The 14,890-nt window shown below is 67.1% G+C and carries 15 protein-coding genes; 11 read left to right on the forward strand and 4 right to left on the reverse strand.

The genetic code is table 11. From position 1 onward, the window contains the following. Positions 1-8: 8 nt before the first annotated feature. The 8 genes from nrdR to fnr are packed head-to-tail and all read left to right on the forward strand — an operon-like array spanning position 9 to position 6,147. Positions 9-494, forward strand: coding sequence for a transcriptional regulator NrdR (nrdR, locus tag BA899_RS02140; protein WP_110883236.1), 486 nt, complete (start codon positions 9-11; stop codon positions 492-494). Beyond that, positions 491-1,609, forward strand: a complete 1,119-nt coding sequence (ribD, locus tag BA899_RS02145; RefSeq protein WP_370456297.1) for a bifunctional diaminohydroxyphosphoribosylaminopyrimidine deaminase/5-amino-6-(5-phosphoribosylamino)uracil reductase RibD — start codon at positions 491-493, stop codon at positions 1,607-1,609. The genes nrdR and ribD overlap by 4 nt, the downstream gene beginning before the upstream one ends. Beyond that, positions 1,610-2,266 (forward strand): riboflavin synthase, encoded by a 657-nt coding sequence (locus tag BA899_RS02150; protein ID WP_148121704.1) that lies wholly within the window; start codon positions 1,610-1,612, stop codon positions 2,264-2,266. Between the two features lie 2 nt (positions 2,267-2,268). Further along, the gene (ribB, locus tag BA899_RS02155) at positions 2,269-3,423 is read left to right on the forward strand and encodes a 3,4-dihydroxy-2-butanone-4-phosphate synthase (RefSeq protein ID WP_144347812.1); all 1,155 of its coding nucleotides are present in this window, start codon (positions 2,269-2,271) and stop codon (positions 3,421-3,423) included. 47 nt (positions 3,424-3,470) lie between these two features. Beyond that, a complete protein-coding gene (ribE, locus tag BA899_RS02160; RefSeq protein ID WP_159299586.1) occupies positions 3,471-3,956 on the forward strand; it encodes a 6,7-dimethyl-8-ribityllumazine synthase in 486 nt (161 codons plus the stop codon). Then, on the forward strand, positions 3,953-4,405 hold the full coding sequence (gene nusB, locus BA899_RS02165) for a transcription antitermination factor NusB (protein WP_110883232.1): 453 nt from the start codon (positions 3,953-3,955) through the stop codon (positions 4,403-4,405). The genes ribE and nusB overlap by 4 nt, the downstream gene beginning before the upstream one ends. 11 nt (positions 4,406-4,416) lie before the next feature. After that, positions 4,417-5,376 (forward strand): thiamine-phosphate kinase, encoded by a 960-nt coding sequence (gene thiL / locus BA899_RS02170; protein ID WP_159299587.1) that lies wholly within the window; start codon positions 4,417-4,419, stop codon positions 5,374-5,376. A 42-nt stretch (positions 5,377-5,418) separates the two neighbouring features. Next, positions 5,419-6,147 carry a fumarate/nitrate reduction transcriptional regulator Fnr gene (fnr, locus tag BA899_RS02175; RefSeq protein ID WP_304625079.1) on the forward strand — a complete coding sequence of 243 codons (729 nt, stop codon included), beginning with the start codon at positions 5,419-5,421 and terminating at the stop codon, positions 6,145-6,147. A gap of 40 nt (positions 6,148-6,187) precedes the next feature. Here fnr and sufT read toward each other — a convergent pair whose 3' ends face one another. Further along, positions 6,188-6,733 (reverse strand): putative Fe-S cluster assembly protein SufT, encoded by a 546-nt coding sequence (gene sufT / locus BA899_RS02180; RefSeq protein ID WP_200833043.1) that lies wholly within the window; start codon positions 6,731-6,733, stop codon positions 6,188-6,190. 134 nt (positions 6,734-6,867) lie between these two features. Here sufT and BA899_RS02185 point away from each other — a divergent pair, with 134 nt between their 5' ends. Together BA899_RS02185 and BA899_RS02190 are read left to right on the forward strand one after the other, a co-directional pair. Then, complete coding sequence (locus tag BA899_RS02185) at positions 6,868-8,169, forward strand: aspartate aminotransferase family protein (protein ID WP_110883228.1); 1,302 nt, start codon at positions 6,868-6,870, stop codon at positions 8,167-8,169. 75 nt (positions 8,170-8,244) lie between these two features. Then, positions 8,245-9,513 carry an MFS transporter gene (locus tag BA899_RS02190; RefSeq protein WP_159299589.1) on the forward strand — a complete coding sequence of 423 codons (1,269 nt, stop codon included), beginning with the start codon at positions 8,245-8,247 and terminating at the stop codon, positions 9,511-9,513. Here BA899_RS02190 and BA899_RS02195 read toward each other — a convergent pair. Both BA899_RS02195 and BA899_RS02200 read right to left on the reverse strand, forming a co-directional pair. Continuing rightward, on the reverse strand, positions 9,482-10,921 hold the full coding sequence (locus BA899_RS02195) for an NAD-dependent succinate-semialdehyde dehydrogenase (protein ID WP_159299590.1): 1,440 nt from the start codon (positions 10,919-10,921) through the stop codon (positions 9,482-9,484). The two genes, BA899_RS02190 and BA899_RS02195, sit on opposite strands and share 32 nt — an antisense overlap. Positions 10,922-10,954: 33 nt before the next feature. Beyond that, positions 10,955-11,935, reverse strand: coding sequence for a D-2-hydroxyacid dehydrogenase (locus tag BA899_RS02200; protein WP_159299591.1), 981 nt, complete (start codon positions 11,933-11,935; stop codon positions 10,955-10,957). Positions 11,936-12,105: 170 nt separating this feature from the next. Here BA899_RS02200 and BA899_RS02205 point away from each other — a divergent pair, with 170 nt between their 5' ends. Next, positions 12,106-13,311 carry a pyridoxal phosphate-dependent aminotransferase gene (locus BA899_RS02205; protein WP_144347806.1) on the forward strand — a complete coding sequence of 402 codons (1,206 nt, stop codon included), beginning with the start codon at positions 12,106-12,108 and terminating at the stop codon, positions 13,309-13,311. Here BA899_RS02205 and BA899_RS02210 read toward each other — a convergent pair whose 3' ends face one another. After that, on the reverse strand, positions 13,312-14,856 hold the full coding sequence (locus BA899_RS02210) for a bifunctional GNAT family N-acetyltransferase/carbon-nitrogen hydrolase family protein (protein ID WP_110883223.1): 1,545 nt from the start codon (positions 14,854-14,856) through the stop codon (positions 13,312-13,314). It lies immediately after the preceding gene. Positions 14,857-14,890: the final 34 nt, after the last annotated feature.

The raw sequence follows: 14,890 nt of genomic DNA on the forward strand, positions 1-14,890 counted from the left end.
CGGGCCCCATGCGCTGTCCCTTCTGCCACACGCAGGACACCCGGGTCATCGACTCGCGGCTCGCCAGCGAGGGTGATCAGGTCCGGCGCCGGCGCGAGTGCGCCGGCTGCAACGAGCGGTTCACCACCTATGAGTCGGCCGAACTGCTGATGCCCCGGGTGGTCAAGCGCGATGGCACACGGGTGCAGTTCGATGACCAGCGGCTGCGCAACGGCATGCTGCGGGCCCTCGAGAAGCGCCCGGTGGCCACCGAGGCGGTGGAGGCCGCACTCAGCCGCATCCGCCAGCGGGTGCAGGCGCTGGGTGACGGCGAGGTGAATGCCAGCACGCTGGGCGACTGGGTGATGGAGGAGCTGCGTGAGCTTGATCAGGTGGCCTATGTGCGGTTTGCCTCGGTGTATCGCAGCTTTCAGGACGTGAGTGCGTTCCGCGAAGTCATCGAGGGCCTGGAGGAGCACGATCGGCAGCCGACGGATGACGGACCCCGCTCTTGAGTGATTTCAGTACCGCCGACCATGCCTGGATGGCCCGCGCCCTGCAGCTCGCCGAGCGCGGCCGCTGGACGGCGGATCCCAACCCGCGGGTGGGCTGCGTGCTGGTGCGCGATGAGGTCTGCATCGGCGAGGCATGGCACGAACGGGCCGGCGAGCCGCATGCCGAGGTGCTCGCGCTGCGGGCCGCCGGCGGCGATGCCGCGGGCGCGACGGCCTACCTGACCCTCGAGCCCTGCAGTCACTACGGCCGTACGCCGCCCTGCGCCGATGCGCTGATCGAAGCCGGCGTAGCGCGGGTGGTGGCCGCGGCCAGCGACCCCAATCCGCGGGTGGCGGGGCAGGGGCTCGAGCGCCTGCGGGACGCCGGTGTCGCGGTGGCGGCAGGCCTGATGGCCGCGCAGAGCGAGGCCCTCAATCCGGGGTTTTTCCGGCGCATGCGCGACGGCCGGCCCTATGTGCGCGCCAAGCTCGCGGCGAGCGTGGATGGGCGTACCGCCATGGCCGCCGGCGAGAGCCGCTGGATCACCAGCGCCGCGGCCCGCCGCGATGTGCACCGCTGGCGGGCGGCGAGCAGCGCCATCGTCACCGGGGTGGATACCGTCATCGCCGATGATCCGGCGCTGACCGTGCGCGATGTGGACGGCGACTGGCTGGCGCCGCGGCGGGTGGTGATTGACACCGACCTGCGCACCCCGCCGGACGCCGGGCTGCTGGCGGACGAGCGCGGGGTGGTGCTGATCCACGGCGGCACCATGCCCGCCCGCGAGGCCGAGCGGGTGCACGCCGGCGCCGAGCTCTGGCAGGTGGCGCCGGGCGAGGATGGCCATGTCTCACCACTGGCGGCCCTCGACGCCCTGGGCGCGGCGGACATCAACGAGGTGTGGCTGGAAGCCGGCTCGCGGCTGACCGGGGCATGGCTGCAGGCGGGCTGGGTCGATGAGCTGATCGTCTATCTGGCGCCGCATCTGATGGGGCATGACGGTCAGCCCCTGCTGACCCTGCCGGGTCTCGAGGCGATGAGCGATCGGATTGCCCTGCGCTGGCGGGACGTTCGCCGCGTGGGCGACGATCTTCGGCTGACGATGACAATGCGGGATGACGCGGAGGACGGTTGAATGTTCACGGGCATTATTCAGGCAATGGGCGTGCTGCAGGAAAGCCGCGAGACCGGCTCGGACCGGCGGATGCGCTTTACGGTGGATGGGCTGGACACGGAGCGGCTGCAGATCGGTGACAGCATGGCGGTCAATGGCTGCTGTCTGACCGCCGTCGAAATCGATGCCGACGGGTTCGCCGCCGATGTGTCGCTGGAATCCCTCGAGCGCACGACGCTGGGTCGGCTCACGCCCGGTGACGGCGTCAACCTCGAGCCGGCCCTGACCCTGTCGACGCCGCTTGGCGGGCATTTGGTCAGTGGCCACATCGACGGCGTCGGCGAGGTGGTCGCTCGGACGCCGGCGGGCCGCTCCGAGCGCTGGCGGTTCCGCGCCCCGCAGGCGCTGGCGCATTACATCGCCGAGAAGGGGTCGATCGCCATCGAGGGCATCAGCCTCACGGTCAATCGCGTCGAGGGCAGTGAATTCGAGGTCAACATCGTGCCGCATACCTCGGCGGTGACCACCCTGGGTCGCTATCAGGCCGGCCATCCGGTCAATCTGGAAGTGGATCTGGTCGCGCGCTATCTCGAGCGCCTCCTGCAGGGTGACACGGCGGGCTCCAAGGGCGGGGTGAGCGAGGCCCTGCTGCGGCGCAACGGCTTTCTGAAGGACTGATCATGGCGTTCAACAGCATCGACGAGATCGTCGACGACATCAGCGCCGGGCGCATGGTGCTGATGCTCGACGACGAGGACCGGGAAAACGAGGGCGATCTGCTCATGGCAGCCTCCATGGTGCGGCCGGACGACGTCAATTTCATGGCCCGCTATGGCCGCGGTCTGATCTGCCTGACCTTGAGCCGCGAGCGCTGCGAGCAGCTGCGCCTGCCGTTGATGGTCTCCGGCTCGAGTGATCACCAGGGCACCCAGTTCACCCTGAGCATCGAGGCGGCGCAGGGCGTGACCACGGGGATCTCCGCGGCCGACCGCGCCCGCACCATCCAGGCCGCCGTCGCCCCGCAGGCCCGTCCCGAGGACATCATCCAGCCCGGGCATGTGTTTCCGCTGATGGCGCAGCCGGGCGGCGTGCTGACCCGGGCCGGCCACACCGAGGCCGGTTGCGACCTGGCCCGTTTGGCCGGCTTTGAACCGGCGGCGGTGATCGTCGAGGTGCTCAACGAGGATGGCACCATGGCCCGGCGGGATGATCTGCTGGCGTTCGCCCGGGCGCACGACATCAAGATCGGCACGGTGGCGGATCTGATCGCCTATCGGGTCCGCAACGAGCGCACCGTCGAGCGGATCGCCGACTGCGAGCTGCCCACCGAGCATGGCCCCTTCCACCTGTATGCCTATCAGGACGTGGTGGACGGCGCTCTGCATTTCGCCCTGCTGCGCGGCCGGCCCGAGCCGGAGCAGCCGGCGCTGGTGCGCGTGCAGGTCGAAAACACCCTGTCGGATCTGTTCGGTGCCATCGCCCCCGATCAGACCTGGTCGCTGCGACAGTCACTGGACGAGATTGCCGGTAGCAATGCCGGCGCGGCCTGTCTGCTGATGCTGCGCACCGCCGATGACCGCTCCGAGGTGCTGACGCGCATGCGCGAGTTCCAGGCCCTGGCCCAGAGCGGTGAGATTCAGCCCGAGCCGCGCCCGGTCACCGATCAGAGCGAGTCGCTGCGCACCTATGGCGTGGGGGCGCAGATCCTCACCGATCTGGGCATTCGGCGCATGCGCGTCCTCTCGTCGCCGAAGATCATGTACGGCCTGTCGGGATTCGGCATGGAAGTCGTCGATTACGTCCAGACCGGTGACGACCGGGGCGTTGGCGGCTAGACAGGCGGTTTGCAGGCAGCCCGCGGCGATATACGCTTGCGGCCCACATGGATAACAACAACGGTAGCAGCATGAAGACCCTTGAAGGTGATTTTATGGCCGCCAATGCGCGGATCGCGCTGGTGGCCACCCGATTCAATGATTTTATCGTCGACTCACTCATCGGCGGGGCCCGCGACACGCTGGTCCGCCACGGGGTAGAGGACGCCTCGCTGACGCTGGTGCGGGTGCCCGGCTCATGGGAGCTGCCGCTAGTCGCCGACCGGCTGGCGCGATCGGGCGACTACGACGGCATTCTCGCCCTCGGCTGTGTCATCCGCGGTGGAACGCCGCACTTCGAGTATGTCGCCGGCGAATGTGCCAAGGGCCTGGGGCAGGTCAGTCAGCAGCGCGACGTACCGGTGTCGTTTGGCGTGCTCACCACCGATACCATCGAGCAGGCCATCGAGCGGGCCGGGACCAAGGCCGGCAACAAGGGCGCCGAATCCGCCATGGCACTGCTCGAGATGATCAGCCTGCTGCGTCGACTGTGAGTGCGGCGGGCGCCAATCGTTCGCGGGCCCGGGCCCGTCGGCGCATCCTCCAGGCCCTCTATCAGTGGCAGATGACCGGCGGCGACGTCGGCGACATCCAGCGTCAGTTCTTCAGCGACCATCGTCTGGGGCACATGGATCTGGATTACTTCAGCGAGGTGTTCCGCGGCGTGACCGAACGCGTCGAGTCACTGGATGCCGCCTATGACCGCTATCTGGACCGGCCCGCCGTCAACCTCGATCCGGTGGAACGCGCCCTGCTGCGGCTCGGCAGCTACGAGCTCGAAGAACGCCTCGAGGTGCCCTACCGGGTGTGCATCGATCAGGCGGTGGAGCTGGCGAAGGCGTTCGGCGCCGAGCAGAGTCACAAGTACATCAATGGCGTGCTGGATCGCGTGGCCCGCGACCAGCCACTGCGGGCCGAGGAGCGGAAGCGCCGCCGGCGCTGAGCGGCAAGACGATGGCCGGGGCCTCGGAGTTTGATCTGATCGGCCGCTATCTGGCGGACCGCGGCGCCCGGCGCAGCGATGTGGTTCTGGGTGTCGGGGACGACGCCGCGATATTGGCCGGCGACGACCGGCCGCTGCTGATGGCCCTGGACACCCTGGTCGAGGGGGTGCATTTCCCCGCGGATCTGCCAGCCGGATGGGTCGGTCACCGGGCCCTGGCGGTCAACCTGAGTGACATCGCCGCCATGGGGGGCGAGCCCTGCTGGGCGCTGCTGGGGCTGACCCTGCCCGAGGCCGACGAGGCCTGGGTCAGGGCTTTTGCTGATGGCCTTGATGCGCTGGCCCGACGCCACGCGGTGGCCCTGGTGGGGGGTGATGTGACCCGCGGGCCGCTCAGTATCAGTGTACAGGTCGCCGGCCACGCCAACGGGCCGGTGCTGCGTCGGGCGGGCGCCGCTGTAGGCGACCGGGTCTGGGTATCGGGTCGGCCCGGCGATGCCATGGGCGGTCTGGCGGTCTGGCAGGATCAGACGCAGCGTGATCGGCGCCAGTGGCGGGGGCTGCAGCAGGCGTTCATCGCCCCGCGGCCGCGCGTCGCACTGGGTCAGGCGCTGGCCGGCATCGCCAGCGCCGCGATTGATATATCCGACGGGCTGGTGGCGGATGCCGGGCACATCGCCCGCGGCAGCGGCGTGGCCATCGCGCTGCAGGCGGCGGCCTGCCGGCCTTCGGCACGGCTGCGTCACTGGCTGGGCGATACCGCCGCGCGTCAGACCCTGCTTGCCGGTGGTGACGACTACGAGCTGTGTTTTACCGCCCCGGCGGCCGCCGATGCGGCCGTCCTGCAGGCGGCACGGGCCAGTCGCACGCCGGTCCGCTGCATTGGCGCGGTGAGCGCGGGTGCCGGCGTGTGGCTTGATGGCGAGGCGTTGACCGCCGACACCGCCGGCTACCGCCATTTCAGTGACTGATCCCGGTGGCGGGGCCCCGGGCCGCGGTGTAATATTTCGCTTATGCAAATGCGTGATCGGGTGGATCCTTCCGGATCCTGTCAGACAAAGACCTGCAGCCGCTGCAGCCTGAGCCGGATCTGTCTGCCGGTGTCGCTGGACGAGGCGGATATCGGCACGCTGGGGCGGCTGATCGAGCATCAGCCGACGCTGCGCCGGGGCGAGGCGCTGTTCGACGAGGGCGACGGGTTTCGGGCGCTGTATGCCGTGCGGGCCGGGTCGCTTAAATCCTTCACCACCACGGCGAGCGGCGAGCAGCAGGTGACCGGTTTCCATCTGCCGGGCGAGCTGGTGGCGTTGAATGCCATCAACCGCTGGGAGCATCCGGGATCGGCGGTGGCGCTGGAGACCACCAGCGTCTGCGAGCTGCCCTTTGAAAAGCTCGAGGATCTCGCCGCCGACATCCCCGATCTGCAGCGCCAGCTGCTGCGGCTGATGTCGCAGGAGATCGCCGACGATCAGGACATGCTCTTCACCATGGCCCGGCGCAACGCCGACGAGCGGCTGGCCATCCTGTTGCTGAGCTTCTCCGAGCGCTTCCGGCAACGCGGCCTGTCCGGCACGCGCTTTCGCCTGTCCATGGCGCGCAGCGATCTGGGCAATTATCTGGGACTGGCACCGGAGACCATGAGCCGGGTGTTCCGGCGCTTTCAGGATCAGGGCTGGATCCGCGCCGAAGGGCGCGAGGTGGAGCTGCTCTCGGTGGAAGCCCTCGCCGAGCTGGCGGAGTAGACCGCCAGCACCGCCCGGCCAGGGCCTGCCGCCCCGGGAGCTACATCATCCCGGTCTGAAGCTTGGCCGCCTCGGACATCATCTCGAAGCTCCACGGCGGGTCGAAAACGATCTCCACGCTGACGTCTTCGATGGTGGGGATCTGCTTGACCTTCTCGCGCACGTCATAGGCCAGGATGTCGCCCATCCCACAGCCCGGTGCCGTGAGCGTCATATCGATTTCCACCGTCCGCGTGCCATCGTCACGCAGGCTGACGTCGCAGCGGTACACCAGCCCCAGCTCAACCACGTTGATGGGGATTTCCGGGTCGAAGCAGCGCCGCATCTGATCCCAGACCAGCTGTTCGACCTCCTCGGGCGTGGCGTTCTCGGGCAGCTCGGGCGCCGGCTCGGGATCCTTGCCGATGGCATCGGCATCCTTGCCATCCACCCGGAACAGGTTGCCCTGGATGTAGACCGTATAGCTGCCGCCCAGGGCCTGGGTGATCATGCCCTCCGCCCCCTGGGGGATGATGCCGGTATCGCCCGCCGGAATCAGGGCCGCCTCGCAGTCGCGCTCGAAAATGACCGGCTCGTTACTCTGCATCATCGTCTCCCGGATTGATTGCCCGTCGTGGGAAATCAGGATACCACTGCGCGATCCGCTGTCCGACCCGGGGAGAAATCGTTTTTCAGTTCGCGTATCGTGAACCATGAATCAACAAGCCAGGAGGCTGTGTCATGAATGACAATGTCCACCATCTCTCCCCGCTGCTGCGCCAGTCCAGCGACATTCTGGTCGAGAGCGCGCAAGGGATGTACGTCTATTCCGAGGATGGCGGCAAGTACATGGACTTTGCGTCGGGCATCGGTGTGCTCAGCACCGGTCACTGCCACCCGCGGGTGGTCGAGGCGGCGAAGGATCAGATCGATCGGGTCGTGCACGCCCAGTACGCGATCATGAAGCATCAGCCGATCCTGGATCTCTCGGATCGCATCGTCGAGCTGATGCCTGACGCCATCGACAGCGTGTTCTTCTCCAACGCCGGGACCGAAGCGGTGGAGGCGTCGATCCGACTGGCCCGCCAGGCCACCGGCAAGCCCAACATCATCGCCTTCCGCGGCTGCTTCCATGGCCGCACCATGGGGTCGCTGGCCACCACCAGTTCCAGTGCCGCCGTGCGTCAGGGCGTGCAGCCGCTGATGGGCGGGGTCGTGACGGCACCGTTCCCGGACACGAACTGGTACAACATGAGCGAGGACGAGGCGGCGGATTTCGCGCTGCGCGAGCTCGACTACATCCTCCAGGTGCAGAGCGTGCCCATGGAGACCGCTGCCATGCTGATCGAGCCCATCCAGGGTGAGGCGGGCTACATCCCCGGCAACACCCGGTTCATGCAGGGCCTGCAGGAACGCTGTAACAAGCACGGCATCCTCCTGATCATGGACGAGGTCCAGTCGGGCAATGGCCGTACCGGCCTGATGTGGGGCTACGAGCACTTCGGGGTCGAGCCCGACGTGGTCGTCTCGGCCAAGGGGGTCGCCAGCGGCTTTCAGCTGTCGTTCATGGCCGCCCCGGCGGAGCTCATGAGCCGGGCCCTGCCGGGCTCGCAGGGTGGCACCTACGGCGGCAACGCCGTGGCCTGCGCCGCCGGACTGGCCACGCTCGACGTGATCCGCGATGAAAAGCTGGTCGAGAATGCGGCGGACCGCGGTGCGCAGCTGCGGGCACGCCTGGAAGACGTGCAGTCGCGGCATCCCGAGATCGGCAACATCACCGGCCGCGGCCTGATGATCGGCACGCATCTCGTCGATGCCCACGGCAAACCGGATGGTGACCGCGGCGCGAAGATGCTCAAGGCCTGCGAGCACCGCGGTCTGTTGATGATCCGTTGTGGCCCCTGGGGTGGCAACGTGGTGCGCTGGATCCCGCCGCTGATCGTCTCCGCCGAGGAGATCGACTGGGCGGTGGAGCAGTTCGAGGCGGCACTGGTGGAGACCGGCGGCGGCGAGCAGCCGGCGGCGATCCGCAACACCGGCTAGACACCTCCGGGCTTATTCCGGCCCACGAACCCAGGCCCGGGCTTTTGCCCGGGCTTTTTTATTGGGAGTCTGCGCATGATTTCGGCCGTTCGGGGGCTTGGAGCCCACCGATACCTGCTGTTGTTCGGCTTTTTAATGGTTTTCCTCTCGGGGCAGGGTCAGACGTTTCTGATCTCGCTTTACGGCGGTGAACTGCGCGCGGCCTTCGATCTCAGCAATGCCGAGTTTGGTGGGCTCTACTCGCTCGCTACCCTCATGAGCGGGCTTCTGGTGATCAGTGTTGGCCGGGGGGTCGACCGGTTGCCGCTGCCGGTGTTTACCGCTGGGGTCATCCTGGGGGCAGCCGCGGGCGGTCTGCTGCTTGCGCTGGCGCCGATGGCCTGGCTGCTGGTGCCGGCTTTTCTGCTGCTCCGCCTATGCGGGCAGGGGCTGATGGTGCATGTCGCGCAGACCACGGTGGGCCGCCGTATCGAGACGGGCCGGGGCACGGCGATCAGCATGGTGACGGTTGGTTTCCCGACCGCTGAAGCAGTGATGCCCATGGTGGTGGTGGCGCTGATCGCTGCCTTTGGCTGGCGCGGGAGCTGGCTGCTGCTGGCGTTGTTTCTCGTCATCGTTGCCTTGCCCCTCGCGCTCACGCTGCTCCGGATGGAGAGGCGTTCGATCCAGTCGTCCCGCGATCGGGGATCCGGGGATGGGCTGGCCGGTGAGGAGGAGTCCCTCGGGGCGGCGCCAGGGCGGCGGGACTGGACTCGGGCCGAGGTCCTGCGCGATAGCCGCTTCTATCGTATTCTGCCCGCGCTGCTGGCACCGCCTATCCTGATCACGGCGTTGTTTTTCCATCAGGTACCGATCGCCGAGGCCAAGGGGTGGAGCCTGGAGCTGGTTTCAACGGCGTTTACGGCATTCGCCAGTACGCACGTCCTCTCCCTGCTGCTGAGTGGCCCGTTGGTCGACCGAATCGGTGCACAGCGCTTGCTTGGCTTTTATCTATTGCCGCTGCTTTTTGCCCTGGCGGTGGTGGGGTTCGTCCCCGGTGGCTGGGCGGCACCGCTGTATCTGGGGCTCGCCGGGTTGTGCATCGGCACGGCCGGGACGCTGATGGGCGCCCTGTGGCCGGAGCTCTATGGCCTCCGGCATCTGGGCGGGATCCGCGCAATGGCGCACGGGGCGATGGTGCTTGGCACCGCCGCTGGCCCCGTGCTGATCGGTTTTCTACTGGATATCGGTATGAACGTTCCAACCCTTGCGCTGATCATGATGGCCTATCTATCCATCGCGATCCTGCTGGTGCGGCCGGTGGCTGTGGCCGCTAACCCACCGGCACGGTCTGTACCTCGGTGAACTCGAACAGGCCCTCGAGCCCGCCCTCACGGCCAAAGCCGGACTGCTTCATGCCGCCGAACGGGGCCTCGGGGGTCGGGCCGCTGCCGGTGTTGAGGGCGGCATGGCCGAAGCGCAGCCGGGCGATGACCTGATGGCCCCGCGCCTGATCGGCGGTGAACACATAGGCGGCCAGGCCGAAGTCGGTGTCGTTGGCCATGGCCACGGCCTGGTCCTCGTCGTCGAAGCTGATCAGCGGGACCAGCGGGCCGAAGGTCTCTTCGCGGTAGCAGGCCGCGTCGCTGGGCACATCCAGCAACACCGTCGGCGGATAGAATGTGCCGGGCAGGCCGCTGGCATCGCCCTGGAAGATCTGCCGGGCACCGCGGTCGAGGGCGTCGCTGACATGCCGCTCGACCTTGGCGACGGCGTTTTCATCAATCAGCGGGCCCAGTTTGGTGCCGGCCGCCATGCCGTCGCCCACGGTCAGGGCCTTGACGCGCACGGCAAGCTTTTCGGCGAACGCCGCGGCGACGTCACGCTGGACGAAGATCCGGTTGGCGCAGACACAGGTCTGCCCGCCCCCCCGAAACTTGTTGCCGATCAACTGATCCGCGGCGTGATCCAGATCGGCATCGGCGAAGACGATGTAGGGGGCATTGCCACCGAGCTCCAGGGTGAGGCGCTTGATCCCCGGCGCTGACTGCTCGATCAGCGTGCGCCCCACCTCGGTGGAACCGGTGAAGCTGATCACCCGCACCGAGGGGGTATCGAACAGCGCATCGGTGATCGGCCCGGCCGAGCCGAGCACCAGGTTGGCCTTGCCCGCCGGCAGTCCCACCTCGCGGTCGAGCAGCGTGAACAGCGCGATCATGGTCAGGGGCGTCTTCGACGAGGGCTTGACCACGCTCGCGCAGTCGGCGGCGATCGCCGAGGAGAGCTTTTTCGCGATCATGCCGATGGGGAAGTTCCACGGGGTGATCAGCCCCACCACGCCGGCCGGGCGGTAGTGGATATGCCATTCGCAGTCGCGCGGCCGCTCGTCCAGGGTGTGTGAGGCGAGTGCGTCGATGTGGGTCGCGGCATAGCGGAAGAACCCGGCGGCGTAGTCGGCTTCGCCCTGCGCTTCGGCCAGCGGCTTGCCATGCTCGAGGCAGAGGATGCGACCGATCTCCTCGCGATGCCGCGACAGCGCATCGGCGATGGCATTCAGCCACTCGCGGCGCTGCTCGAGCGTCGCGGGCCGCTCGAGGGCCTGCTCGGCGGCGGCCGTCGCGCGTCGGGTTTCATCGGCGCCCATCGCCGCCACCGCCGCCAGCGGGGCATTGTCGACGGGGTTGGTCACGGTCAGGGTATGGCCCTTGTCCGCCATCAGCCATTCGCCATTGATGTAACCGCCCAGCGACGGGAGAAGGGGAGAGTCGATCATCAGCTGCCTCGCTTGTGGGTTCGTGCGTTGTGATCAGGACGAAGCGGCAAAGCCCTGGGCCTTGTCCACGGGGTTGTTGAGGGCCTCGCCGCGCTGCCAGCGCCGGAAGTTGTCGATGAACTGCTCGGACAGGGCGGTCTTCCAGCCAATGAAATCGCCGGCCATATGCGCCGAGAGGTGCACATTGGGTAGATCCCAGAGGGGATGATCGGCGGGCAGCGGCTCGTGCTCGAACACATCCAGCGCAGCGCCGTCGATGGCGCCGTCCTCAAGGGCCGCCACCAGGGCGTCGGTCTGCACGATCGGCCCGCGGCCGATATTGATCAGCCGGGCATGTTCGGCCATGGCCTTGAATTCGGCGGCGCCGAACAGTCCGCGGGTGGCCTCGGTGAGCGGTGCGGCGATGACCACGAAGTCATAGTCGGGCAACAGCGAGAGCAGATCGGCCTGGGCATAGATCGCCCCGAAGTCATCATCCCCACCGCGCGCGCGGCGCCCCACGCCATCGCACTCGACGCCGATGGCGCTACAGGTGCGCGCGATGCGCCGGCCGATGGCGCCACTGCCCACCACCAGCAGACGCTGCCCGGCCACCGGCTCGGTCTCGCGGTGCCGCCACTCGTGGGCCTGCTGGAGCTGCCAGTTACCGGCAAAGTCCTTGCAGAAGGCGATGATCTGGCCCAGTACGTATTCGGCGATGCACTGATCGAAAATGCCCCGGGCGTTGGTGACCGGGATGTCGCTGTCGCGCACCGCAGGGATCATGAGTGCGTCGACGCCGGCGCTGGTGGCGTGGATCCATTCCAACGAATCCGCCGCCGGCCAGGCCTCGGCCAGGGCGTCGGTGCGAAAGTCGGTCACGCAGAGCACGCTCGCGCCGGGCAGCGCGGCCTCGAGACCGGCGGTGTCTTCGGCCACCCGCAGATCGGCGTCATCCTGCAGGGTCTCCATGCCCTGGGGAAGCCCTTCGCCGGGGGCGGTCAGAACAACGATTCGTGGCGGCGCGCCGGCCATATGAAACCCCTTTTCTACGCCTGATGCTGCAGTGACGGTATACACCCGCCATGGGTGGGTCAACTGGCCTGCAGAGCGCGTCGCGAGGGGCTTGACCGACTTCCCGCCGAGGTCTAGCTTCGCCGTGTTGGGCACTGTTTTTCCACACCGCAGCAAAAGAGGATTGGGCCATGGTGAATCCGGTCGAGATGGAGCAGGGCGACCAGGCCGAGGCGCCGCTTTTCAGTCCGTCTCTGCAGGCGATTCCAATGCCGGGTATCCGGCGGATGATCAACACCGCTGCGGGCATGGAAGATGTGATCCATCTGTCCATCGGCCAGCCCGACTTCCCCACGCCCCCGCACATCGTCGAGGCGCATATCGATGCCCTGCGCGAGGGGTATACGGGCTACACCATGGATGCCGGTCTGCCGGAGCTGCTGAGCGAGCTGGCGCGTTACTACTCGAAGCGCTATGACCGCGAGCTGACCGAGGACAACTTCCTGGTGACCACCGGCGCCACCGAGGCCATGTATCTGGCGCTGACGGCCACCGCGGCGCCCGGTCGGCAGTTCATCGTCACCGACCCGACCTTTCTGCTCTACGCCCCGCTGATCCGTATGAACGGCGGCGAGGTCAAGGTCATCCCGACGCGGCCCGAGCATGGTCACCAGGTCGACCCGCAGGAGGTGATCGACGCCATCGGCATGCGCACCTTCGCGATCGTGCTCAACTCGCCGAGTAACCCCAGCGGGGCGGTCTACCCGCGCGAGACCATCGAGGCCATTGTCCAGGAGGCGGCCTACCGCGGCGTCTATGTGTTCGCAGACGAGGTCTACGACCACATCCTGCTGGATGAGGGGATGGAGTTCCCCAGTGTGATCAACTGCGCGTCGGATCTCGATCACGTGATGTCGGTCTCAAGCTTCTCCAAGACCTTCAGCATGGCCGGCATGCGGATCGGCTGGATGATCTCCAGCCAGGGCGCCATTAAAAAGCTGCGGCGCTATCACATGTTCACCACCACCGTGGCCAGCACGCCGGCGCAGTGGGCCGGGGTGGCCGCGCTCAAGGGCGACATGGCCTGCGTCGACGACATGAACGCCGAGTACCGGCGGCGCCGCGACCGGGTGGTGGAGCTGGTCAGTGAGACCCCGCACCTGACCGGCTATGTCCCCCAGGGGGCGTTCTACATCTTCCCGTCGCTGCCGCCACGCACCGATGCCACGGATCTGGCCCTGCGCATGCTCGAGGAGACCGGCGTGTGCGTGATCCCCGGCGATGCCTTTGGTGATACCTGCAGCAACGCCGTGCGGATCAGCTTTTCCAACTCGATGGAGAACATCGAGGAGGCGTTCGCCCGCATGCAGCCGTGGCTGGCCCGACAGAACTTCTGATCAGTCGTCGAGCCACTGCACGCGGTAGAGGTCCAGACGCCGGTCGCGGGCGTTCTGGACCGAGCCCTCGGCCCGGAGCTGGGTGAGCTTGTCCATATCGAGGTCCACCACCAGGGTCATTTCGGTGTTGGGCGTCGATTCGCTGACGATGCCGTCGTGGGGGAAGGCGAAGTCCGAGGGTGAGAACACCGCGGCCTGGGAGTACTGGATCTCGATGTTCTCCACCCGCGGCAGGTTGCCGACACTGCCGGTGATGGCCACGTAGCACTCGTTTTCGATGGCGCGCGCCTGGGCACAGCGGCGCACCCGCAGGTAGGCGTTCTTGGTGTCGGTCCAGAACGGCACGAACAGGATCTCCATGCCCTGGTCGGCCAGCAGGCGGCAGGCCTCGGGGAACTCGACGTCGTAGCAGACCAGGATGCCGATGCGACCGACGTCGGTGTCGAAGGCCTTCAGCGCATCGCCGCCCTGTACACCCCAGTAGAAACGCTCGTCCGGGGTGGCATGCAGCTTGAAATGGTTGTCCATGGTGCCATCGCGGCGGCACAGATAGGCGACGTTGTAGAGGGCGTTGTCCTCGTACACCGGCATCGAGCCGGCAATGATGTTGATGTTGTAGGACACCGCCATGCGGCTCATGGCATCGGCGATCTCGGTGGTGTACTGGGCGAGCCCGCGCATCGCCTCAGCCGGGTCTTCCTGGTTGAACTGCGCGAGCAGCGGGGCGTTGAACAGCTCCGGAAAGAGGATGAAGTCGCAGTTGTAACCGGCCATGGCGTCGACGAAGAACTCGATGTTCGACATCAGGTCCTCGAAGTTGGTCACCCGGCGCATCTGCCACTGGACCGTGCCCACCCGCACGGTGGACTTACGCCCGCCGATCAGCGAGGTGCGCTCGTTTTCATAGAAGATGTTGTCCCACTGCAGCAGCGTGGCGAACGCGCCCGAGTCCTGATCCTCGGGCAGATAGGCGGTGATCACCCGACGCACATGGAAGTCGTTGGCGAACTGGAACGACAGGATGGGATCGTAGAGTTCGCGTCGCCGGACCCGGTCGATGTACTCCTCGGGTTTCATGGCCTCGGCGTGTTCGCGATAGCCGGGCATGCGCCCGCCGGCGACGATGGCGCGCAGGTTGAGGCTGCGGCACAGCTCCTTGCGTGCATCATAAAGCCGCCGGCCCAGGCGGATACCGCGGTACTCGGGGTCGACGAAAATATCGACGCCATAGAGCACATCGCCGTTGGGATCGTGATTGGTCAGGTAGCCGTTGCCGATGATGTCGTCGTATTTGTGGCGGTCGCCATAGCGGTCGTAATCGACGATCATGGAGATGGCGCCGGCCACCACACGGCCGTTATCCTCGATGCAGATCTGGCCTTCGGCGAAGCGGCTGATCTGCGCGGAGAACTGCTTGCGCGTCCAGGCGCCGCCCAGGTCGGGGTAGACGGCGTCCATGATGTGCTTGATGTCGGGATAATCCGACGGCCGCAGATGACGCAGCCGCAGGTGGTGTTCTTCGGTGGTCGTATCCTGTTCACTCATGCGCCAAGGATATCATTGCCCATCACGGAAAAAG

The sequence above is a fragment of the Spiribacter sp. SSL99 genome, from assembly GCF_009805925.1.
Taxonomy (GTDB): domain Bacteria; phylum Pseudomonadota; class Gammaproteobacteria; order Nitrococcales; family Nitrococcaceae; genus Spiribacter; species Spiribacter roseus.

Bases quoted from the DNA above. Each gene is read 5' to 3' on its own strand.
- ribB (WP_144347812.1), top strand. From the start codon at position 2,269: ATGGCGTTCAACAGCATCGACGAGATCGTCGACGACATCAGCGCCGGG.
- thiL (WP_159299587.1), top strand. From the start codon at position 4,417: ATGGCCGGGGCCTCGGAGTTTGATCTGATCGGCCGCTATCTGGCGGAC.
- BA899_RS02210 (WP_110883223.1), bottom strand. From the start codon at position 14,856: ATGAGTGAACAGGATACGACCACCGAAGAACACCACCTGCGGCTGCGT.
- BA899_RS02205 (WP_144347806.1), top strand. From the start codon at position 12,106: ATGGTGAATCCGGTCGAGATGGAGCAGGGCGACCAGGCCGAGGCGCCG.
- ribE (WP_159299586.1), top strand. From the start codon at position 3,471: ATGGATAACAACAACGGTAGCAGCATGAAGACCCTTGAAGGTGATTTT.
- BA899_RS02150 (WP_148121704.1), top strand. From the start codon at position 1,610: ATGTTCACGGGCATTATTCAGGCAATGGGCGTGCTGCAGGAAAGCCGC.
- nrdR (WP_110883236.1), top strand. From the start codon at position 9: ATGCGCTGTCCCTTCTGCCACACGCAGGACACCCGGGTCATCGACTCG.
- BA899_RS02185 (WP_110883228.1), top strand. From the start codon at position 6,868: ATGAATGACAATGTCCACCATCTCTCCCCGCTGCTGCGCCAGTCCAGC.
- fnr (WP_304625079.1), top strand. From the start codon at position 5,419: ATGCAAATGCGTGATCGGGTGGATCCTTCCGGATCCTGTCAGACAAAG.
- BA899_RS02195 (WP_159299590.1), bottom strand. From the start codon at position 10,921: ATGATCGACTCTCCCCTTCTCCCGTCGCTGGGCGGTTACATCAATGGC.
- sufT (WP_200833043.1), bottom strand. From the start codon at position 6,733: ATGCAGAGTAACGAGCCGGTCATTTTCGAGCGCGACTGCGAGGCGGCC.
- BA899_RS02190 (WP_159299589.1), top strand. From the start codon at position 8,245: ATGATTTCGGCCGTTCGGGGGCTTGGAGCCCACCGATACCTGCTGTTG.
- BA899_RS02200 (WP_159299591.1), bottom strand. From the start codon at position 11,935: ATGGCCGGCGCGCCGCCACGAATCGTTGTTCTGACCGCCCCCGGCGAA.